Genomic DNA, 20,188 nt, shown 5'->3' with positions numbered 1-20,188 from the left:
CGCAAAGGGATTTCGAAGACAGGCACCAAGCTTGTTGTTTAACCAGGTAGCACCGTGGTGGGGCCCGGTTGATCATGGATGAAGCCCTTGGTTGATCATTCCTCTTGCGACAGACGGAAGATCACAACCAAGGGCTTCGATGATGAGTGTGCACGACACCGGCCAAGCCGATGCGCTCGGGGAGCTGTCCGGGTTCCGCCAGCGGTTCTATGAATGTCTGACCGGGCGGGCGGATGCGTTGTTCGAGCTGACCGACGCGGTGTTATGCAGTGATGGACCGGTCACCAGCCTGGCCGAACTGTCCCTGGCCGCGGAGCACCGGCGCGGGCATGGCACCGGCTACGACGCGATCAACCACGGCCGCGTTGAGGCCGACCGGTTACGCACCACCTTGGCCCGGCTGCCATTACCGCGTGCCGCCGGCGGGCGGATCGTTCTGGCCGTGGACGTCTCGCCCTGGCTGCGCCCGGACGCCGCGTGCAGCCCCGAGCGGCTGTTCTGCCATGTCTATGGCCGCTCCCGTAGTACCTCGCAGCTCATCCCGGGCTGGCCCTACTCCTTTGTCGCCGCGCTGGAGACCGGGCGTACCTCGTGGACGGCGATCCTGGACGCGGTGCGGCTGGGGCCCGCCGACGATGCCACCGCGGTCACCGCCGCTCAACTACGTGAGGTCGTGGGCCGGATCATGGGCGCCGGACACTGGCGGCCCGGCGATCCGCACATCCTGATCGTGACCGACGCCGGCTACGACGTGACCCGGCTGGCCTTCGTCCTCGCCGATCTGCCCGTCGAACTGGTGGGCAGAATCCGCTCCGACCGCGTCCTGCTGCGGCCCGCACCGCCCCGGCAGCCGGGTACCGTCGGGCGGCCACGCAAGCACGGCGGCGTGTTCACCCTCGCCGAAGAGAACAGCTGGCATGCCCCCGACCACACCACCAGCACCGACACCACCCGCTACGGACACGCTCAGGCGCGGGCCTGGGACCGGCTGCACCCCCGCCTGACCCACCGCGGCTCCTGGCTGGACCACGAGGGCGAACTGCCCCTCGTCGAGGGCACCGTGATCCGCTTGCAGGTCGACCACCTGCCCGGAGACCGGGACCCCAAACCGGTGTGGCTGTGGTCCTCGGTCACCTGCGCCGACGCCGAGTTGGTTGATCTGCTCTGGCAGGCATTCCTCCGCCGATTCGACCTCGAACACACCTTCCGACTGCTCAAGCAGACCCTCGGGTGGACCCGCCCGAAACTGCGAGCACCCGGCTCGGCCGATCGCTGGACCTGGCTGGTCCTGGTCGCCCACACACAACTACGCCTCGCCCGGCCCATCGCTGAAGACCTTCGACACCCCTGGGAAAGACCAGTCACCGAGCCACGTCGGCTGACGCCCGCCCGCGTCCGGCGGGGGTTTCGCAACCTCCACGCGAAGACCGGTTCCCCGGCAGCCGCACCGAAACCCTCCCGACCCGGTCCCGGACGCCCACCCGGCTCCCGCAACACCCACCGCGCCACCCGTCACAACGTCGGCAAGACCATCAAACGCGACCTCACCCTCGAACAACACCAAAACCGCACAGGTTAAACAACAAGCCAAGAACCCGAGCCGGCACTCACGAAGCGACGACACTGCCCATCCAGAGGAAATCGCGGGCTCGGGTCACCGCGACCAGGCGTTGCCGGTGCAGCGCTTCGCGTTCTTCCCGGTGACCGCCGGACAACAGCGGTTCGTCGGGCAGAAACACGCTGCGGAACTCGGTGCCCTTGGCGCGGTGCACGGTCCCGACGTGGATCGTCGCGGAATCTCGCCCATCCCAGCGGTCCAGCGGCCGAACCGCGAAACCCGCTGCGCGAAGCACCTTCTCCCAGTGCTCGGCCGCGCCGTTGGTGCGGGTGAGCACCGCCGCCGCAGAGCCGTCGTCGAGGCGCCGCAGCGCGGATACCAGCGCCTCGTCCTGGTCGTCGCCCTGCCACTCGACGACCCGCCCGCCGCGCAGCACCGGCAGCGCCGAGCGCAGCGGGACCGTCGGACCACCGTCGAGGTCGTCGAACCGGTTGATCGCGTCGAACTCCCCGGCCTGCTCGACGATCGCGGTCCGGTTCCGGTAGTTGCGCCGCAGGATCTCCCCGCGCCCCTGCAACGAGATCCCGGCTTCGGACAGCCGCCAGCCACCGGCGTACACCTGCTGCTGGCCGTCGCCGACGAGCAGCAGCTGATTCGGCCCGTCGCCGCTGATCGCGTGCACCAGCCGCAGCCCGATCAGCGTCAGGTCCTGGACCTCGTCGACGACCACCGCGGTGTACTGCCGGGGCAGCGGACGGCGTTCGAGCTCCGCCAGCGCCCGCATCAGCACGTCGTTGTGGTCGAACGCGCCCCGCTCGGACAGCGCGCGTTCGTACTCGCAGTAGAACTGCCAGACGTGCGCCCGGAATTCGGCCGGCAGGTTCGCGCCGCGACCCTTGCGCGGCACCTTCCGGTAGATCTCCAGCGAGCGGATCCCGCGCCCCTTGATCAGCCGGTCGATCTCGTCCTTCCAATAGCCGCGCGCACCGCGGAAGTTCCGCAGCGGCGCGGTCAGCTCGCTGCGCTGCCACACCGCGTCGAAGGCCTGCTCCACCTGCTGCTCGTCGACCTCGGTGGCCCGTCCGCGCCCGGCCAGGAAGTCCCGCGCCCAGGAGTGCAGGTGGGTGAACTCGATGCGCGCTGCGAGCTGCGGCGCCAGCGACCGGAACTGCGCCTCGGCGATCACCGGCAGATTGCGCAGGTGCGTGGTGAACAGCAGCTTCCCGGTGGACCGCCGCGCCAGGTGGGCCAACCGGTGCAGGGCCAGCACTGACTTGCCGGTGCCCGCCGGGCCGGTGATCCGCGCCGGACCGGAGTAGTGCCGCCGGACCGTGCCGAGCTGCGCGTCGTCCAGGAAGATCCGCCAGTCGCAGAACGGCCGGTCCAGGGCGTGCTCGACCCGCTCGCGGCGCAGGTCGTGGACGTCGAACAGCCCGGCCGGGCACCCCCTCTGGCCGGGAGCGCGCTGTTGCGGGATCCGCTGCGGATTCCACATGATCGGCGTCAGGTCGAAGGTGCGGTTTTCCAGGTGGCGGGCGACGGCCAGCGCCTCTTCGCCCGCCAGCACCTGGTCGCCGCGCCGCAGGGGCCGGTCCAGTTCGGCCTCGGTGACGGTGAGGTGCTCGCCGGTGTGGCCGCGCCGGCCCTCGAAGTCGGCGGGATGCACGACCACGGTCCGGGCCACCGATTCGGTCAACATGCCCGATCCGATCGACGCGCCGGCCAACAGCTCCGCGGTCCACACGAACGCCGCCCGCGAGGCCTCCCAATCGGGTTCGCTTTCGCGCAGCAGGACCACCAGCACCCCGAGCGGCCCGACGAGGACGGCGTCGGGGCGGTTGCCCGGGGTGTGCGGCGCGAACTGGTTGAGCAGCGTGTACCAGCCGCTTTCGCGCTCCACCACGAATCGCTGCAGCACGCGGTTCTGCCACGTCGGCAGCAGCCGGTCGCGCAGCTCCTCCTCGGCCTCGCGGCGCAATCTTTCCTGGCGGTGGTGGAAGGTCCCGGTCACGGCGCCTCCGTATCTCGTGGGGCGCCCACATCCGGTCGGCTCACCCGAGCGAGAGGGTCAAAATCGCCGCTCATGACGCCTCCGGGATCCGGTGGGAAAACCCGCTCAAGTCGGCGGCCGCAGCCGCCGCGTGGTTGACCACGGTTCGAGCACGCTCCGTACCGACATTAATAGGTTGCGTGTCGTTTTCGGGCGGCCCCGGATCGGATCACCTGGATGTCGCAGGAGGAGTTAGGCGAGTTCCTCGCGGGCGAGAAAGTCCGATGTGGACAGCGGCAGTGCGCCGTGGCTCAGGATCACGTCGTGGAACCGGCGGATGTCGAAGGCGGCGCCGAGCCGGTCGCGGGCCGTGCGCCGGATCCGCTCGATCTCCAAGCGCCCCACCAGGTACGACAACGCCTGGCCGGGGATGCTGATGGAGCGGTCGATCTCGGACGCGGCCTCCAGCCGGGACAGCGTGGTGTGCACGAGCAGATAGTCCAGCGCCTGCTGCCGGCCCCAGCCGAACTCATGCAGCCCGGTGTCGACGAGCAGCCGCGCGGCCCGCAGCAGGTCCTGCACGACCATGCCCAGCCGCGCCAGGTCGGTCCGGTCCTAGGCTGAACTGCAGGTGGTGACAGGGCACGACCTCGTGGAAGGCGATCACCTCGGAGACGAACCGCGGCCGCTGCTCGGCCTGCTCGGTGTTGGCGAAGTACACGCCGGGCCGCGAACCGACCAGCGCCGGCGCCATGTAGACGCCGATCGGTGTGCTGGCCGACGCGGTGCCGGGCACCGGGCGCACCTCGCACGGTCGGCTCGGCAGCCGCCCGAACCACTGCGGCGCCACGGCTTCCGCCCTGGTGATCGCGCTGCGCGCGGCGGTCAGCAGCTCTTCGCCGTCCCGCCAGTACAACGCCGGGTCCGCCTGCAGCCTGCGCAGCACCGCATCGGAATCGGATTCGCCCCAGATCTTCGCGCCGAGCTCGCCGATCTCGCCGCGCAGCGACGAGAGGTGGGTCCGCCCGATCTCGTGTAGCTCTTCCGGGGTGCGCTCGGTGGTGGTCTGGCTGTGCACCAGTCGCCGGTAGATCTCGCGGCCGCCGTTGATCCAGCACAGCCCGGGCTGCTCCGCGGGGCGCGAGTGCTGGGTGATCGCGGCGGCGAGCACGTTCCGGTACTCCCGCAGCGCCGGATGCACCACGTCGACCAGCAGCCGCTTTCGCTTCTCCGCCAGCGCCGCGCCGGGTAGTTCCGGGGTGAGCAGCGGGTCGGTGTCGGGCGCGGCGAGGTAGCCGTCGAGGTGCTCGATCGCGTTGTCGACGAGCGGTCGAACCGGGACCCGTCCGGCGGCGACTCCTTCGCGGTGCCGCCGCGCGGCGGCAGCGGTGAACTCGGGGATCTGCCGCAGCCGCAGCAAGAAGTCCTCGGCCTGCTGCGCGTCGGCGACGGGCACCTGGCCAAGCTGGAACAGCAAGCCCGCGACCGGTGCGAACAGGTTCCCGATCACGGTGTACTCGGGGGAGCAGGCGTCGAACTGGTCGACCAGCGCCTGCGCCTGCCGCACGACCACCGCGATGGTCAGCCGCTGCTCCAGATCGGCGTGCGCGGTGTCCACCGCCATCGCCCGGACCCGGATGTTCTCGGCGCGTTCCCGCAGCGCGAGCTCGGTTCCTGCGGATATGTCCGCCAGCCGGTCGTCGCGGTCCCGGATGCCGTAGAGCGTCGCGCCGGCCGGGTCTGCGTCGAACAGGGCGGCCAGCAGTTCCTCGGCGAGTTGTGCGGGCGTGCTCACAGCGTTCCATCCTGCCCAACGGTCCGACTGACCGCCGGGTTGAACGGGGCGGGGACAATGGACGGGTGGACCCGCTGCACGACCCCGACGACGAAGCCCTGCTGCACCCCAGGCAGGCCCGCGAACTCGCAGGGCTGGTCGAGACCGCGCGACTGGCATCGGCCGTCGTGCGCTACGGGCTGCGCACCCGGGTCGGCGCGGCGACGGTGGTGCTCAACCAGGACAACCCCTTGCCCGCCGCGAACCACGCGTGCGCCCTGTGGGGAACCCTCGCGGAGATCGCCGGAACCCTGCTGGAACTGGAGCAGGTCTTCGCCGAGGCGGGCCGCGCCGAGGCCGTCGTCTACGCCTCGCCGACCACGGTCGCGGAGATCGAGGGCATCGCCGACGACGCCGGTTGGCGCGCGGTGGAAGAACTCGTGGCCCTGCTGCACCGGTTCCGCCAGGACACCAGGGGAGGGGCGCGTCCAGCCGTGGACCGCGACCTGCCCCAGATCGTGGACCTGATCGCCGACGACGCCGGGCTCTCCGACCCGGACGAGCGGCTGCTGCTGCGCAACTTCGGACACCGGATCGACGACCCGCGCTGTGTGCTGCGCGTCGTCGACGACCCCGGCGCCGATCGCATCGCCGGATTCGCCCAGGGCTTCGTCGAGCGCGGCATCGGCCTGGTTGAGCAGGTGGTCGTGCGCCCCGGCCGGCGGCGCCGCGGCGTCGGGCGGGAACTGGTCGCGGACATCGTCGACGAACTGCGCGGGAGCGGAGCGCTGCTGGTCGCGGCGCACACCGAAGAGGGCGGGACGGCGGAGCGGTTCGCGGAGGCCTGCGGCTTCGAGGTGGTCTACGCGGTGACGGCCTACGCGCGCCGGATCGACGATCTGCTGTGACGAAGACCGCTTGGACCTTGTTCTCAACCCAGTTTGTGTCGCGGTGCGGGTGGCGGAACCTCAGGGGCCGTCTCGCTGTGGGATCACCGACAGCATGAATGCCAGCCACGTCGGGGCTGTCCTCGCGAGATAGCCCGGCGTGCGGGTGTTCCCGCAGGACACTGCTGAGAACCCGCGCCGGTGCCGGTTGCGAGCGTGGGCTGAGCGGCTGCTCCGCTTCAGACCCAGAACGTCGACCGGAATAGCGGCGCGAAGAGCGCGGTTAACACTCACGAAACAGGCACTGCGGCGTGGTTGCTCGATTGACCGCGCCGCAGCCGCACGTTTCGCTTAGTTTGCCTAAATACCTTGGAGGAGCGGTGTCGAGCAGTTCGGCAACGGCGGACGAGACCATCGAACCCGTCGAGAACGCCGGCGATTCCGGCATCGGTTCCCTTCCCCGCGAGATCTGGGTCCTCGTCGTCGGCAGCTTCATCGTCGCTGTCGGGATGGGCATTGTCGCGCCCGCGCTGCCGACGTTCGCCACCAGTTTCGGCGTCGGCGTCACCGCCGCCTCCCTCGTGATCAGCGCGTTCGCCCTGATGCGGCTGGCATTCGCGCCGGTCAGCGGTCGCCTGGTGTCGTTCTTCGGCGAGCGCTCCATCTACGTGTGGGGCATCAGCATCGTCGGTATCAGCACCGCCGCCTGCGCGTTCGCGGGTTCCTACTGGCAGTTGCTGATCTTCCGTGCCCTTGGCGGCACGGGATCGACGATGTTCACGGTGTCGGCGGTGGCGCTGCTGGTCCGCCTCGCCCCGCCGCACCTGCGCGGTCGCGCGTCCGGCGTGTGGGCGACGAGTTTCCTGCTGGGCAACATCTCCGGGCCGATCATCGGCGGCATCATGGTCGGCTACTCGTTGCGCCTGCCGTTCGTCACCTACGGGATCGCGTTGTTCGTCGCGGCCTTCATCGGCTGGCTGATGCTGCGGAAGTCGACGCTGGCCGCGCCGCGAACCGACACCGGGGTGCCGACGATGACGGTCGGCCAAGCGCTGCGCCACCGCGCCTACCGGGCGGCGATGCTGTCGAATTTCAGCAACGGCTGGGCCGTTTACGGCGTCCGCATCGCGCTCGTCCCGCTCTTCGTGGTCGAAGCCCTGCGCTCCACCCAGTCGATGGCCGGCATCGCGTTGTCGGTGTTCGCACTGGGCAACGCCGCGGTGCTGCTGCTGTCGGGCCGGATCGCGGACAAGCGCGGCCGCAAGCCGCTGGTGCTCATCGGGCTCGCGGTCTCCGGCCTGGCCACCGCGTCGCTCGGCGTCACCGACTCCATCCCGTGGTTCCTCGCCGCGTCGCTGATCGCGGGCGTGGGCGCCGGAATCCTCAACCCCGCGCAGAACGCCGCGGTCGCCGACATCATCGGTGCGAAGGGCAAGGGCGGCCCGGTGCTGGCCGCGTTCCAGATGTCCGCCGACTTCGGTGCGATCCTCGGCCCGCTGATCGCAGGCGTGCTCGCCGACACGATGTCCTACGGCGCGGCGTTCGCCGTCACCGGCTTCACCGCGGTGCTCGGCCTGCTGGCCTGGATCGGTGCCCCGGAGACCCGCCCGGCCACCCCGCCCCGCCCCGAACCCACCACCGAAGCGGCTTGAGCCCCGAGGTCCTTCCCAAGTGACGAGGAAGCGCGGATTTTGCGCGAAATCGCGGCCCTCGACCGCGCGCCGGTCCCGGTCCGGATCAGGCGAACTCGATCGAGTCGCCGAACGGCCCGCCGCCCCGCAGGCTGGACGCACGAGGGACAGGTGTCCGGTCGCGGATCGTCGGGTATCCCGGCACTGACGTCGTGACCCCGCGGCGTAGTGACTCCGCCTGCCTGCCGATGCGGGAGGACGACATGAGCACGACCACCGGAATTCCCGGCTGCGAGCTGGCCGAGGAACTGCTGCTGCGGGAGCTGCGCCACCTGCACCGGACCCGCAATGGGACTTTCCTGCACGGCTCGCCGGATGCGCTGCGGGAGCACACGGCACGCACGTTCGAGCTCGAACAGGAGTACCTGCGGCGGCACCCGGAACGCGAGGTGGATCCCCGTCGCACCCGCTCCGGTGCGAGAGGAGAGCCGCAACATGCCTGAGCCACGCGTCGTGATCATCGGCGGCGGGCACGTCGGCCTGACCCTCGCACTGCGCCTGCAGCGGAAGATGAAGCCCGGCGAAGCCAAGGTCACGGTGATCGACACCCAACCGCACATGACCTACCAGCCGTTCCTGCCGGAGGCCGCGGCCGGCTCGCTCGAACCGCGGCACGTGGTGGTGCCGTTGCGGGAGGCGCTGCGCAACTGCGAGGTGCTGACCGCGCAGGTCTCCGGTATCGACCACGCCCGGCAGCGGCTGACCGCGACCCTCGGCGACGGCAAGGTCGAGCGCTTCGGCTACGACATGCTGGTGGTCGTGCCCGGCTCGATCTCGCGGGCGCTGCCCATCCCGGGCCTGGCCGAGCAGGGCGTCGGGTTCAAGACCATCGGCGAGGCGATCTACCTGCGCAACCACGTGCTGTCCAGATTGGACATCGCCGCCAGTACCACCGACGAGCGGCTCCGCCGCAGACTGCTGACGTTCGTGTTCGTCGGCGGCGGCTACGCGGGCATCGAGGCGATGGCCGAGCTGGAGAGCATGGCGCGCTACGCGATCCGCAGCTACCCGCAGGTCTCGGCCCAGGAAATGCGCTGGGTGCTGGTCGAGGCGATGGGCCGGATCATGCCCGAAGTAAGCCCGCCGATGAGCGAGTACACCAAGGGACGGCTGGAGGAACGCGGCATCGAGGTGAAGCTGAACACCACCGCGAAGTCCTTTGTGGACGGTCACGTGGCGCTCTCCGACGGCGACGAGTTCGACGCCGACACCGTGGTGTGGACGGCCGGGGTAAAGCCGCACCCGATGCTGGAGGACAGCGACCTGCCGAGAGACGCCAAGGGCCGCGTCGAATGCACCGCGAGGCTCCAGGTCCGCGGCACCCACAACGTGTTCTCGGCCGGTGACTGCGCTGCGGTCCCGGACCTGACCAGCAGTGACCCGGACGCCCTGTGCAGTCCGTCGGCGCAGCACGCGGTCCGGCAGGCCAAGGTGCTGGCCGACAACATCCTCGCGATGCTGCGCGGCGAACAACTCGTGAACTACAAGCACAAGTACGCGGGGTCGGTGGCGGGGCTCGGTCTGTTCCAGGGCGCCGCCGAGGTTCACGGGGTCAAGCTGAAGGGCTTCCCGGCGTGGCTGCTGCACCGCGGCTACCACCTGATGAGAATGCCGACCGCGTCCCACAAGGCCCGAATCCTCGGTGACTGGCTGATGGAACTGCCGTTCCCCCGCCAGGTCGTCGCGCTAGGCGAACTACACGACCCCCGAGCCGAGTTCGTCAAGGCCGCCAACACCCGTGGTCTGCCCAAACCGAACGGCCGCGTCGCCGGTTGAGCCATGTCCGGGGCCGAGGAGTTCGTCCCGCCCCGGGCCAGGCTGCCGGGCTTGCGCAAGGCGGTGCAGGGCTGCCGGGGCTGGTCCTGCCGGCTCGCGCAGCCCGGGTCACCGATGACCGGGCGGCGGTGTACCAGGGGTTCGTCGAGGACCTGCAGGTGGCGGCGCAAGCCTTGCGATCACTCCAGGCCGGGTAGCGGCACGACGCCGTCATGCTCCCAGCTCACCAACCGCCTGGCCTTGCCCGATTCGGCGCGTGGGATGTGGTCGGGCGGTAGGACCCGGACGATGCACGTGATGCCGAGTCGCGCCAGTAGCGCGCCCGTGAGCTGGGCCGCCAGGAGGGCGGTGTCGTCGTGCGGGTCCTGCGGCTCGACGGCGATCCGCAACTCCGGCCGCGACCGGTCGCGGAGGTCCTCGACGATCAGGTAATGCGGTGCCACCCGGCGATCGGCCAGGAGCACGGCTTCGATCTCCGACGGGAACACGTTGACGCCGCGAACGACCAGCATGTCGTCGGTGCGGCCCAGCACCCGGCTCATCCGGCGCAGCGTCCGCGCCGAGCCAGGCACGGGCCCGGCCAGCGCGGCTACGTCGCCGGTCCGGTAGCGCAGCAGCGGGGTGCCGGTCTTCGTCAACGTCGTGAACACCAACTCGCCGACCTCGCCGTCCGGCAGCGGCTCGCCGTCCGCATCGACCACCTCGGGGAAGAAGTGGTCCTCGGCGATGTTCAGCAGTCCCTCGGAGTCCAACGACTCGCACGCCACACCCGGGCCGATCACCTCGGTGAGCCCGTAGACGTTGAGCGCCCGCAACCCCAGCAGCCCCTCGATGCTCAACCGCATCTCCTCGGTCCAAGACTCGGCCCCGAACAACCCCACCCGGAGCGACAACTGCTCGGCGGTGATCCCGGTCGACGCGAACGCCTCGCCGAGGTAGATCGCGTACGACGGTGTGCAGCACAACACATCGGGGCGCAGGTCGAGCAACAACCGGAGTTGCCGGTCGGTGGCGCCGCTGGACACCGGAAGCACGGTCGCGCCGATCCGCGTCGCCCCGTGGTGCACGCCGAGCCCGCCGGTGAACAAGCCGTACCCGTAGGCGCAGTGCACGAAGCTGCGCCGCGTCACGCCTGCCCCGCCCAATGCCCGCGCCATCACCTCCGCCCACACGGCGATGTCACGCGCGGTGTACGGCACCAGCGTCGCCCGCCCCAACGTGCCGGACGTGCCGTGCACGCAGACGACGTCCTCGTCGGCGGCGGTGCGCAGCCCGAACGGGTAGTAATCCCAGAAGTCCTGCTTGGAGACGAACGGCAACCGGTGCAAATCGGCGAGCCGCACGTCGGAGCCCGCCGAGACGCCGCAGTCCCGAAGCCGCCCGGCCTGCACGCCGCCGGCGGCCAGCAGCCGGTCGACCAACCTGCGCAACCGATGTTCCTGCAGTTCACGGCGTCTCTCGGGATCAGCCCCCTCGGCCTCGGGAGCCACCAGCGAAGGACACACTCGCTGTGCTGTCGCCACGCCCCAGGGTCTAGCAGCTCGACCGGAGCCCTGGGTAGATCCAAGAGGGGGACCCCCTGAAAACTCCTCCGGAGGCCTGTTGTACTGTATTGACACAACGAGATGCGCGGTTCGGGAATGAACACCGAACGAACCAAACACCTCGGGAATAGTACAAGGGGCTGTGGCGCAGCTGGTAGCGCACTTGACTGGCAGTCAAGGGGTCACGGGTTCGAATCCCGTCAGCTCCACTCAATTCAGAGGGCCGGTTACCGGGGAGAAATCCCCGGTAACCGGCCCTCTGGCCGTTCTGCGGGCGACGTGAACGGTGAGTCGCATGGCCCGGAGTTGTGGACCATCTGTGGACCACTGGTGATGTTTCGCCTGTCGGACTCTGTGGTCATCCATGAAGGCGTGGGGCCGGGCAAGTGCTGATGTCGTTGGCGGTGAGCGTTTTTTGCCCGGCTTCCGGTTGTTGTGGGCAGGCGCAGGCGAGGCGTGCGGGGCCAGGCTTGCCGTAGGCCACCCCGGAGGGGCTTGGCCTTGTCGCCGATGCCGGTTGCGCGATCATGTTCATGCCGAAAGGCGGTGCACGGTGGTGTCGGATTCTCGGTGGCGAGGGGGCAGCCCGGCCCACGAGGTGAGAGCCCGGGCGCTGGTGAAGCGGGCCACGTCGCCGATCTCGGCGGTGAACACCGCCGCCCGGGGTCGGCCCGACCCCGGGGATTTGTTGGATCGCCTGTTAGCCAGGGTGCTGCGCCAGTTTCCCGGTTATCAGGTGGGTGGTTCTTTCGATCTCGAAGCCGAACGCGTCGATCAGCCCGCAACGGCTGTTGACCCGCGCCCGGTAGGCACCGTCGAGCGGAGCTTTCCCAGCAGCGCCCGGCGGCGTACACCGAACAGGTCGCTGACGGGCAGGTGCAGGGCCTGCTTGGCCAGCACCGGCGAGTGTCATCGGATCGTTGGCGATCCGCACCACGCCGAACTGCTCACCGGTCATGCCCTGCCGCACGATCACCGACCGGTGCCGGTGCAAATCGATCCCAACGAACTGTCTGCCGTCATGCTCAGACACAGGGGCCTGCTTCGTGGTGACGTGAGAACCCGAGTGTCCGCTCGGGACCACGAGGAGCGGAGGCCCCGCTCCTTCATCGCATCAGGGCCATCTTCGAGTTGTATTCCTGTAAGGTTTTTGGGTTTGTCGATGGGCCCCGTGACTTGCCCGGCAGGGCATTTGTCGAGCGCGGACGGTTGTCCCCGGCTCGTGCTGGGCGCGCTAGTAGCTCGTGAGTTTCCTGGGGCCCGTCCCGGTCGACGTGAGGCGGGACGGTGGTGGTCATCGGACGCCGTCCTGGTGGCTGTGCGGCTGTCTTGACCACTGCGGGGCGCGCCGTAGCCACAGTGCGATTCCGTGCCGACGGATCAAGGCGGCGACGCTGTGGGGAACCAATGGGCGGCGCAGCGCTGATCGCAGCAGCCGCGATGGGGTGGCGGGCTGGCGGCGCCCGTGCATTGTGGCGGTGAGCAGTGTCCGGTTGCCGTCGAGGAGGTCGATGTGCAAGCGCAGTCGTTCGCCGGGTAGCGGAAGGCGCATCCGGTAGCTGCCCTGGTCTGGCAGGAACGGGGAGACGTAGAGCTGCTTGTCGGTTTCGCCGGTTCCGGCGGCGTCGGGATGCACTAGGTAGCAGTGCCGTTCGCCGTAGGTGTTGTGGACTTCGGCGACGATGCATTCGAGGTTGCCGTCGGGCTGATGGCACCAGTAGATCGTGACAGGGTTGAAGACGTACCCGAGCACGCGGGCGTGGGCGAGCATCAATACGCGCCCGCCTCGCAAGTTGACGTCGTGTCGTGCGAGCCAGCGGTCCAGGTTTTCCCGGATTGTCCGGCGCGGATCGCCGAGGTGGTCGCGGGCCTCGAATCGCGCCAGGACCCGCAACGGGTAGGGAAGGTTGGGTAGCGCGTCGAGGTCGACCAGCCAGGTGTAGAGGCGGTGCTGGAACGAGCGCTGCGGTGCACAGTGGCGGGTGTGGCCGACGACCACGTCGTAGAGGTACACGCCGCTCACCACCCGGCTCCGAACGCGGCGGCGGCGCGCACCCCGGATGCGCACCCGTCCTCGTGAAAGCCCCACCCGTGGTAGGCGCCGGCGAACTGCACTCGCTCATCTCCGATGCTGGGTAACTCACGTTGCGCTGCAACGGATTCCGGGGTGTAAACGGGGTGTCGGTAGGTCATCTTGGTCAGGATCTGGTCGGGGGCGACGTGCTCGGTGGCGTTGAGCGTGACGATGTAGTCGGCGGGTTCGGCCAACCGCATCAAACGGTTCAGGTCGTAGCTGACGCGCGCGCCCACGGGACCGGCCGAGCACGATGTTTTGAGGTAGTTCCACGAGGCCCGGGCTCCGCGGGTCGTGGGCAGTGGAGACGGGTCGGTGTGCAGCCAGGTCTCGTTTTCGGAGTAGGTGAACGCGCCCAATACTTGGCGCTGCCGTGGCGTTGGGTGGGCCAGAAGGCCCAATGCCTGGTCGGCGTGTGTGGCGATGACGACCCGGTCGAGTTCGTGTACCGCATCGGAGGCGTCGCGGACCTGGACGCTGCCGACGGCGGGGTGCACCGAGCGCACCGGGGTCGCGCGACGGACTGCGTGGAGTCGCTGGGCGATCCGCCGGACGTACTCGCCGGAGCCGCCGACCACGGTGCGCCAGGTTGGAGAGCCGCCGATCGACAGCATTCCGTGGTGGCGGAGGAACTCGAAGAGGTACCGGACCGGATACTGTCTGCTGCGCGTCCCATCGGTGGACCAGACCGCCGACACCAACGGTAGCGCGAAATGGTCGACGAAGTAATCGGAATAGCCTCCTGTGGCCAGGAACGCGCCCAGCGTCATTGCCTCGCGTGGGTGTCCGGCGTCGAGAAACCGGTTCGCCTCCCGATGGAAACGCGGGACCTGCGCCAGCATCCGCAGATACCGGCGGTTGCGCAGGTTCGCGGTCCGGGGGAACAATCCGTCCCATCGCTTGGCGCCGGCGTATTCCAGGCCGCACTCGTCGCAGCGCACGCTCATCGACATCTCGGTTTCCTGTGTGTGCACACCGAGTTCGCCGAACAGTCGACGTAGGTGGGGGTAGGTGCGGTCGTTGTGGACGATGAACCCGCTGTCCACGGCAACCGGCTCGCCGTCTTCGGCGACCAGGTTGTGGGTGTGGGCGTGTCCGCCGAGGCGGTCGTCGGACTCGAACAGCACCACGTCGTAGCGCTTCTGCAGCAAATGCGCTGCCGTGAGCCCCGAGACTCCCGCCCCGATGACCCCGATCCGCTCCCGGTTCATGCCGGGCTCCTCTCGGCAGCGCACGTGAGCGCGAAGCGCCGCACGTGGCGGTGCCACTGCCCGGCGCGGCGCAGCATCGCGTGCCCCGAGCCCGCCACGACGTGACGCGTGATCTCGGCGCCGGATTCCCTGGCCCGCCGTGCGTAGACGAGCGAGGATTCGGCCGGCGTGATGCGGTCCCGATCGCCGTGCACAATCCAAACCCTCCGGCCCGGGAGGTGCTTGACCGGTTCGGAGCCGATGGTCCAGGGCGCGAGCGCGCACACTGCGGTGACGTCAGGCTCACTGGCCAGGCGCAGCGCCACGCGGGCCCCCATCGAATGGCCGATCAGGGCAACGCGCGCGTTCGGGTGTGTGGCGCGGATGATGCCCAGCGCCCAGCGGGCGTCGGCGACAGGGTCGAGCATCGGCTCGTTCCAGCCCTGCGTGCGGTTCCGCAGAACCCACACCGCCGCCCCCAGGCGCGCCGTCGCGCGGTGCGCCGTACGGGCAAACGGCAGCATTCGCCGGTAGGTCAGCTGGGTCGGCCGCACCGGGGATCGGCTGACTGCTTTGCCCCCGTGCAACACCAGCAACACGGTGGTCGTTCCGCTTGCCCGAGACATCAGTATCCGCAGATCCGGATAATCTTCCTCCATACTCTTTGTTCGCGGCCATCGCCGTGCGGGATTGCTGTGCCTGTGCTCACAAGGGCGGATCTCAGCGTCTGGGTGCCGGAAGCGCGGCAGGACGCCGAAACGCGGGAAAACGCCCGGCAGTTGTGCTGCATCCGGACGCTGCTGACGTGTTCCAGGGCCGCGAGGACCGACAGACCGACAAATCCCGTCGAGGCGAGTGCGTGGTGATGGCTCCTCTTTGTCGGTTTGATCAGGCCGGGATGGTCATCTGCAGCACTGGGGCGGTCGTGGGCTGTGGGGAACCGCCGGCGGGTTCGGTGGTCACGCCCATGCCGGCGGTTCCGGCCGGGACGGGCGCGACGATCGGGTCCATCCGGCCGGAGCCGCTTTCCCGCATCACGCCGGCGGAGATGTAGCCGTAGTCGCCGATGAACCACAACTGGTAGACGCGGTCCGGTGGCGGGGCGGTCGTCGCCGAGCCCATGAAGACCGTCTTGCCCAGTTCTTTCGACATCACTGTCGTGGCGTTCACTCCGGAGCCCCCGGCGGAGAGGATTCTGGCGTCGGGTGCGGCGAGCACCCCGGCGATCTCCGCGCTGCGCTCGCTGCCCGCCGTCAGTTCCCGGCGGGTGTCGTCGAGCTGGTTCTGGGTCCGGATCGTGACCGCACCCAGTCCGCCCGCCGTCGCGATGCCGAGCACGACGGCGGCCACCGCCAGGCGGGTGGTCCAGGACGGCCGCGCGGCGGCGATCCGGGGCCGGTCGTGGGTCGCGGGGGGCTGCTGCCTGGTCGTGCGGATCTCGTCGAGGACCCGCTGCTTGAGGCCGTCCGGGGGCCGGGTCGCCGAGGTGGCGCTCAGCCTCGCCAGGGTCTCGCGCAGCTCGCGCACCTCGGTGGCGCAGTCCGCGCAGGTCCCGAGGTGGCGCTCGAACTCGCTGCGCTCGTCGTCGGGGAGCGCGTCGGCGGCGTAGGCACCGGTCAGCGTGGCCATGTCGGTGTTCATGCGCCCACCCCCAGGCAGTCGCGCAGGCGGATCAGTCCGTCCCGCAGTCGGGTCTTGACGGTGCCCAGCGGACTGCCCAGCAGCCCGGCGGCCTCGCGGTAGGTGTAGCCCCGGTAGTAGGTCAGCACCAGCGACTCGCGCTGCAGCTCGGTCAGCATCGACATGCAGCGCCGCACCTGGCGCTGCTCCCACCGGGTGGTCACCGCCTCGGCGACCTCGTCGAACGGGCGCCGGTACTCCTCGGCACCGGCCCGCGACTCCCGGTCCCGCGTCGCCTGCGCGTGCCGGACGCGGTCGACCGCCCGGCGGTGGCCGACGGTGAGGATCCAGGTCAGCGCGCTGCCCCGGTCCCGGCGGTAGCGGGCCGCGGTGCGCCAGACCTCGACGAGCACCTCTTGGGCCACCTCCTCGGACTGGGCGGGGTCGCGCACGATCCGCTGCACCAGGCCGAACAACGGTGCCGACACCAGGTCGTAGAGCAGCTCGAAGGCCTGTTCGTCGCCCTTGGCGACCCCGCCGAGCAGCTGTTCGGCGCTGAGCGCCGCATCGGATCGGTCCGCGGGGCGCGGGCTCTCGGAGTTGTCCATCGCGTCTCCTCGCGGTCAGCGGCGGTGGGGTTTGGTGAGGCCGAGCTGCCACACGTCGAGGTACCCGGAGCGGAACCCGGCCTCGCTGTAGGCGAGGTAGAACTCCCACATCCGCCGGAAGGTCCCGCTGAACCCCAGCGCAGCCACCCGGTCCCACCCGTCGAGGAAGCGGGTGCGCCAGAGGTGCAGCGTTTCAGCGTAGCTGGGGCCGAAGGCGTGCCGTTCGGACAGCCGCAGCCCGGTACCGCTGCGGACGTGGTGCTCGATCGCGGGCAGCGAGGGGAGTTCTCCGCCGGGGAAGACGTACTTGTGGATCCAGGTGCGGGAGCGGCGGGTGGCCAGCATCCGGTCGTTTGGCATGGTGATCGCCTGGAGCCCGATGCGGCCACCAGGCACCAGCAGCCGGTCCAGCGCATGGAAGTAGGCCGCCCAGTACTCGGACCCGACCGCCTCGATCATCTCGACGCTGACGACCGCGTCGTAGCTGCCGCGCTCGTCGCGGTAGTCCCGCAGCAGGACCTCGGCGCTGCCCGCCAGGCGCTGTTCGGCGAACCGCTGCTGCTCGCGCGACAGCGTCAGCGTGGTGACCTGCGCTCCGCGCTCCACGGCGCGCGCGGCCAGCTCGCCCCAGCCGGTGCCGATCTCCAGCAGCCGCGTGCCGGACCGCACCCCGGCCAGGTCAAGGACGCGGTCGATCTTGCGCCGCTGGGCTTCGGCGAGGTCGTCGACACCGGGCTCGAACAGCGCCGACGAGTAGGTCATCGTCTCGTCGAGGAACACCGCGAAGACCTCGTTGGACAGGTCGTAGTGCCGCTGGATGTTGCGCCGCGAGCCGCTCGGGGTGTTGCGCTCGGCGGCCAGCCGCGGCGGGTCGACCCACCGGCGCAGCGACTGCAGCGGTCGCGGCACGAGCGTGTCCATCCGGGCGGCGAACGGGGTGAGCAGCGCGGCGGGGTCGGGGCTGGTCCAGTCGCCGGCCATGTAGGACTCGCCGAACCCGATCTTGGAGTCCGCACCCAGGCGGTGGAAGAACGCGTGCGGGTTTTCCACCCGCATCAGCGGCGCGCCGGGCCCGCCCGCGCCGATGCGCTCACCACCGGCGAGGACGATCCGGACGGGCAGGTCCGATACGGCGCGGCGGAACAGCGCTTTGGCCGCGCGGGCGCGCAACGGCGAGTGCGGCGGCGGTCCGATTGCGTCCCAAATGCTGGTCGCCGGATCGTCCTGGTGGGACAGGGTGCTCGTCGTTGCCGAGAGGTGCATGCCCGTTGTTCGGTGCTCCTGGTCGTGCGGTTGGGTCAATGTGATGGCACCCACAGCGGTCCAATCCGGTCCGCATCGTGCTCCGAACTCGGCACGTAGACGTCGGCGGCTGAGGAGGAAACGTGTTCGCAGGATCGATCGGGGTGGCGCATCGGATCGAGGAGCTGGTCCGGGAGCTGTACGGCATCGAGCTTCCGATCGGCCTGACAGCGTGGGACGGCAGTGTCGCGGGCCCGGACGGCGAGCCGAGGGTGCTCCTGCGCAGTCGCCGCGCGCTGCGCCACCTGCTCTGGCAGCCGGGGGAGCTCGGGCTTGCCCGCGCGTTCGTCTCCGGCGACCTCGACGTGCGCGGAGACCTCGGCGAGGGTTTGCGGCGCTGCTGGGCCACCGCGCGCGACCAGGAGCTCGGTCCGGTCCGGCTCGGCGCGCGCGGTTGGCTGCGGCTGGTGTCCGCAGCGTTGCGGCTGGGCGCGGTCGGCCCGCGCCCGGCACCGCCCGCCGGGGAAGCTCGGCTGTCCGGCGGGTTACACAGCAGGAACCGGGACCGCTCGGCGATCGCGCACCACTACGACGCGGGCAACGAGTTCTACGAGCTGCTGCTCGATCCGCGGATGGCCTACTCGTGCGGCTACTACACCGATGGTGAGCTGCCGTTGGCCGCTGCCCAGGAGGAGAAACTCGACCTGGTCTGCCGCAAGCTCGGGCTGACCTCGGGAATGCGGCTGCTCGACGTCGGCTGCGGCTGGGGCTCGCTGATCCTCTACGCCGCGCAGCGCTACGGCGTCCGGGCCACCGGGGTGACGTTGTCAGGTAGGCAGGCCGAGCACATCCGGTGCCGCGTCGCCCAGTTCGGCCTGCGTGAGCAGGTCGAGGTGCTGCACCGCGACTACCGCGAGATCGACGCCCCGCCCTTCGACGCGATCGCCTCGATCGAGATGGGCGAGCACGTCGGCACCGGCAACTACCCGGTCTTTGCCGCGACGCTGCACCGGATGCTGCGACCCGGTGGCAGACTGCTGCTGCAGCAGATGTCGCGCGGCGGCACGGCTCCTGGTGGTGGCGCGTTCATCGAGGCCTACATCGCGCCCGACATGGCGATGGTGCCGATCGGGCGGACCCTGGACTACCTGGAGCAGGCTGGGCTGGAAGTGCGCGACGTCGAAGGCATGCGGGAGCACTACGTGCGCACCGTCCGGGACTGGACGCGGACGCTTCGGGACCGCTGGGACGATGCCGTCGGCATGGTGGGCGTGGAGCAGGCCAGGGTGTGGCGGCTCTACCTCGCGGGCGGGGCGCTGGCGTTCGAGGAGAACCGGATGGGCGTGAACCAGATCCTCGCAGTGCGCGCGGGCACCGACGGCGACAGCGGTCTGCCGTTGGTGTCGCGGGAGTCGCTGCTGCGGACGGCCGGGAAGGGCTAGCCGGTGCTCGCCTTGGCCGTCGCGCTGGCCGTCGTCATCGCGACCTTCGGCATCGCGGCACACCGTCGACGCTACGACACGATCGACTCAGTCTGGGGACTGGGCTTCGTCGTGATCACCGGCGCGGGGTTGCTCGCCGCCGAACGACCGGCGCCGTCAGCGGTGATCACCGCCTTGCTGACCGCTGTCTGGGGATTGCGCCTGTCGTGGCACATCTTGCTGCGCGGACGGAGCAAGCCGGAGGATCCGCGTTACCAGGCGATCCTCGACCGGGCAGGCTCCCGGCCCCGGCTGCGGATGTTCGTCCGGGTCTACCTGGCGCAGGCGCTGGTCATGTGGTTCGTGTCGTTGCCGGTGCAGGCCGCCCAATTGGAGTTGGGCGGGCCGTCGACGCCGTGGTTCGTGCTGTGGGTGGGAACCACGTTGTGGACGGTCGGGATGTTCTTCGAAGTGATCGGTGACGCGCAGCTCCGGCGTTTCCGGGCCGATCCGGCGAACGCGGGCAAGGTGCTCGACCGGGGCCTGTGGCGTTTCACCCGGCATCCGAACTACTTCGGCGACGCCTGCGTGTGGTGGGGGCTGTACTTGGCCGCGGCCCACCAGGCCGTCGTACTGGCGACTGTGCTCTCACCGCTGCTGATGACCTGGCTGCTGGCCAGGGGATCCGGAAAACCGGTGCTGGAGCGGCACATGCGACGTACGCGTCCTGAGTACGCCGACTATGTCGAGCGCACCAGCGGGTTCTTCCCGCTGCCGCCGAAACGGCGCTGACCGAGAGCAAGCGTTCCGTGT

Annotated in this window: 20 protein-coding genes and 1 tRNA gene; 8 read left to right on the top strand and 13 right to left on the bottom strand. The window is 69.8% G+C overall.

Going from position 1 to position 20,188, the window contains the following annotated elements; all coding sequences use genetic code 11:
• The first annotated feature begins 148 nt into the window (after positions 1-148).
• On the top strand, positions 149-1,579 hold the full coding sequence (locus tag SSPN_RS0109330) for an NF041680 family putative transposase (RefSeq protein ID WP_010693856.1): 1,431 nt from the start codon (positions 149-151) through the stop codon (positions 1,577-1,579).
• Positions 1,580-1,607: 28 nt separating this feature from the next.
• On the opposite strand, the gene SSPN_RS0109325 is transcribed toward SSPN_RS0109330, so the two are convergent.
• From SSPN_RS0109325 to SSPN_RS43190, 3 genes are all read right to left on the bottom strand, one after another.
• A complete protein-coding gene (locus SSPN_RS0109325) occupies positions 1,608-3,569 on the bottom strand; it encodes a UvrD-helicase domain-containing protein (RefSeq protein WP_010693855.1) in 1,962 nt (653 codons plus the stop codon).
• A gap of 231 nt (positions 3,570-3,800) precedes the next feature.
• Positions 3,801-4,136, bottom strand: a complete 336-nt coding sequence (locus SSPN_RS61530) for a DUF885 family protein (protein ID WP_272941732.1) — start codon at positions 4,134-4,136, stop codon at positions 3,801-3,803.
• Positions 4,078-5,343 (bottom strand): DUF885 domain-containing protein, encoded by a 1,266-nt coding sequence (locus tag SSPN_RS43190; RefSeq protein WP_272941731.1) that lies wholly within the window; start codon positions 5,341-5,343, stop codon positions 4,078-4,080. The genes SSPN_RS61530 and SSPN_RS43190 overlap by 59 nt, the downstream gene beginning before the upstream one ends.
• Before the next feature lie 65 nt (positions 5,344-5,408).
• Here SSPN_RS43190 and SSPN_RS0109315 point away from each other — a divergent pair, with 65 nt between their 5' ends.
• Together SSPN_RS0109315 and SSPN_RS0109310 are read left to right on the top strand one after the other, a co-directional pair.
• Positions 5,409-6,230 carry a GNAT family N-acetyltransferase gene (locus SSPN_RS0109315; protein WP_010693854.1) on the top strand — a complete coding sequence of 274 codons (822 nt, stop codon included), beginning with the start codon at positions 5,409-5,411 and terminating at the stop codon, positions 6,228-6,230.
• A gap of 359 nt (positions 6,231-6,589) precedes the next feature.
• Positions 6,590-7,861 (top strand): MFS transporter, encoded by a 1,272-nt coding sequence (locus SSPN_RS0109310; protein WP_010693853.1) that lies wholly within the window; start codon positions 6,590-6,592, stop codon positions 7,859-7,861.
• A gap of 85 nt (positions 7,862-7,946) precedes the next feature.
• Here the strand turns inward: SSPN_RS0109310 and SSPN_RS56575 are convergent, their stop codons facing one another.
• The gene (locus tag SSPN_RS56575; RefSeq protein ID WP_158309544.1) at positions 7,947-8,105 is read right to left on the bottom strand and encodes a hypothetical protein; all 159 of its coding nucleotides are present in this window, start codon (positions 8,103-8,105) and stop codon (positions 7,947-7,949) included.
• Here SSPN_RS56575 and SSPN_RS0109305 point away from each other — a divergent pair.
• Both SSPN_RS0109305 and SSPN_RS0109300 read left to right on the top strand, forming a co-directional pair.
• Positions 8,104-8,343 carry a DUF6158 family protein gene (locus tag SSPN_RS0109305; RefSeq protein WP_010693852.1) on the top strand — a complete coding sequence of 80 codons (240 nt, stop codon included), beginning with the start codon at positions 8,104-8,106 and terminating at the stop codon, positions 8,341-8,343. The genes SSPN_RS56575 and SSPN_RS0109305 overlap by 2 nt on opposite strands.
• Positions 8,336-9,676: an NAD(P)/FAD-dependent oxidoreductase gene (locus SSPN_RS0109300; RefSeq protein WP_010693851.1), complete on the top strand. Its 1,341-nt coding sequence runs from the start codon at positions 8,336-8,338 to the stop codon at positions 9,674-9,676. The genes SSPN_RS0109305 and SSPN_RS0109300 overlap by 8 nt, the downstream gene beginning before the upstream one ends.
• 179 nt (positions 9,677-9,855) lie before the next feature.
• Here the strand turns inward: SSPN_RS0109300 and SSPN_RS0109295 are convergent, their stop codons facing one another.
• Positions 9,856-11,106, bottom strand: a complete 1,251-nt coding sequence (locus tag SSPN_RS0109295; protein WP_010693850.1) for a phenylacetate--CoA ligase family protein — start codon at positions 11,104-11,106, stop codon at positions 9,856-9,858.
• Positions 11,107-11,356: 250 nt separating this feature from the next.
• Here SSPN_RS0109295 and SSPN_RS0109290 point away from each other — a divergent pair.
• Positions 11,357-11,429, top strand: a tRNA-Ala gene (locus SSPN_RS0109290).
• A 322-nt stretch (positions 11,430-11,751) separates the two neighbouring features.
• Here the strand turns inward: SSPN_RS0109290 and SSPN_RS62530 are convergent.
• From SSPN_RS62530 to SSPN_RS0109250, 8 genes are all read right to left on the bottom strand, one after another.
• On the bottom strand, positions 11,752-11,928 hold the full coding sequence (locus tag SSPN_RS62530; protein WP_083821639.1) for a transposase: 177 nt from the start codon (positions 11,926-11,928) through the stop codon (positions 11,752-11,754).
• Complete coding sequence (locus tag SSPN_RS0109280; RefSeq protein WP_029535141.1) at positions 11,921-12,253, bottom strand: hypothetical protein; 333 nt, start codon at positions 12,251-12,253, stop codon at positions 11,921-11,923. Before SSPN_RS0109280 ends, SSPN_RS62530 begins: the two co-directional genes overlap by 8 nt.
• A 261-nt stretch (positions 12,254-12,514) precedes the next feature.
• Positions 12,515-13,243 (bottom strand): DUF1365 domain-containing protein, encoded by a 729-nt coding sequence (locus SSPN_RS0109275; protein WP_083821870.1) that lies wholly within the window; start codon positions 13,241-13,243, stop codon positions 12,515-12,517.
• The gene (locus tag SSPN_RS0109270; RefSeq protein ID WP_010693848.1) at positions 13,240-14,505 is read right to left on the bottom strand and encodes an NAD(P)/FAD-dependent oxidoreductase; all 1,266 of its coding nucleotides are present in this window, start codon (positions 14,503-14,505) and stop codon (positions 13,240-13,242) included. The genes SSPN_RS0109275 and SSPN_RS0109270 overlap by 4 nt, the downstream gene beginning before the upstream one ends.
• On the bottom strand, positions 14,502-15,110 hold the full coding sequence (locus tag SSPN_RS0109265) for an alpha/beta hydrolase (protein ID WP_049887623.1): 609 nt from the start codon (positions 15,108-15,110) through the stop codon (positions 14,502-14,504). Before SSPN_RS0109265 ends, SSPN_RS0109270 begins: the two co-directional genes overlap by 4 nt.
• 262 nt (positions 15,111-15,372) lie before the next feature.
• Entirely contained in the window at positions 15,373-16,125 is a 753-nt protein-coding gene (locus tag SSPN_RS0109260) for an anti-sigma factor (protein WP_029535139.1), read from the bottom strand.
• The gene (gene sigK / locus SSPN_RS0109255; protein WP_010693844.1) at positions 16,122-16,712 is read right to left on the bottom strand and encodes an ECF RNA polymerase sigma factor SigK; all 591 of its coding nucleotides are present in this window, start codon (positions 16,710-16,712) and stop codon (positions 16,122-16,124) included. The genes SSPN_RS0109260 and sigK overlap by 4 nt, the downstream gene beginning before the upstream one ends.
• 15 nt (positions 16,713-16,727) lie before the next feature.
• Complete coding sequence (locus SSPN_RS0109250; RefSeq protein ID WP_044573677.1) at positions 16,728-17,975, bottom strand: class I SAM-dependent methyltransferase; 1,248 nt, start codon at positions 17,973-17,975, stop codon at positions 16,728-16,730.
• A gap of 122 nt (positions 17,976-18,097) precedes the next feature.
• Here SSPN_RS0109250 and SSPN_RS0109245 point away from each other — a divergent pair, with 122 nt between their 5' ends.
• Entirely contained in the window at positions 18,098-19,396 is a 1,299-nt protein-coding gene (locus tag SSPN_RS0109245) for an SAM-dependent methyltransferase (RefSeq protein ID WP_010693842.1), read from the top strand.
• Between the two features lie 3 nt (positions 19,397-19,399).
• The gene (locus tag SSPN_RS0109240) at positions 19,400-20,167 is read left to right on the top strand and encodes a DUF1295 domain-containing protein (protein WP_010693841.1); all 768 of its coding nucleotides are present in this window, start codon (positions 19,400-19,402) and stop codon (positions 20,165-20,167) included.
• The last annotated feature ends 21 nt before the right edge of the window (positions 20,168-20,188 follow it).

The organism is Saccharopolyspora spinosa NRRL 18395, from assembly GCF_000194155.1.
GTDB classification, from domain to species: domain Bacteria; phylum Actinomycetota; class Actinomycetes; order Mycobacteriales; family Pseudonocardiaceae; genus Saccharopolyspora; species Saccharopolyspora spinosa.
Note: the sequence above shows the minus strand (reverse complement) of the source record. Positions and strands in the feature narration are given on the sequence as shown.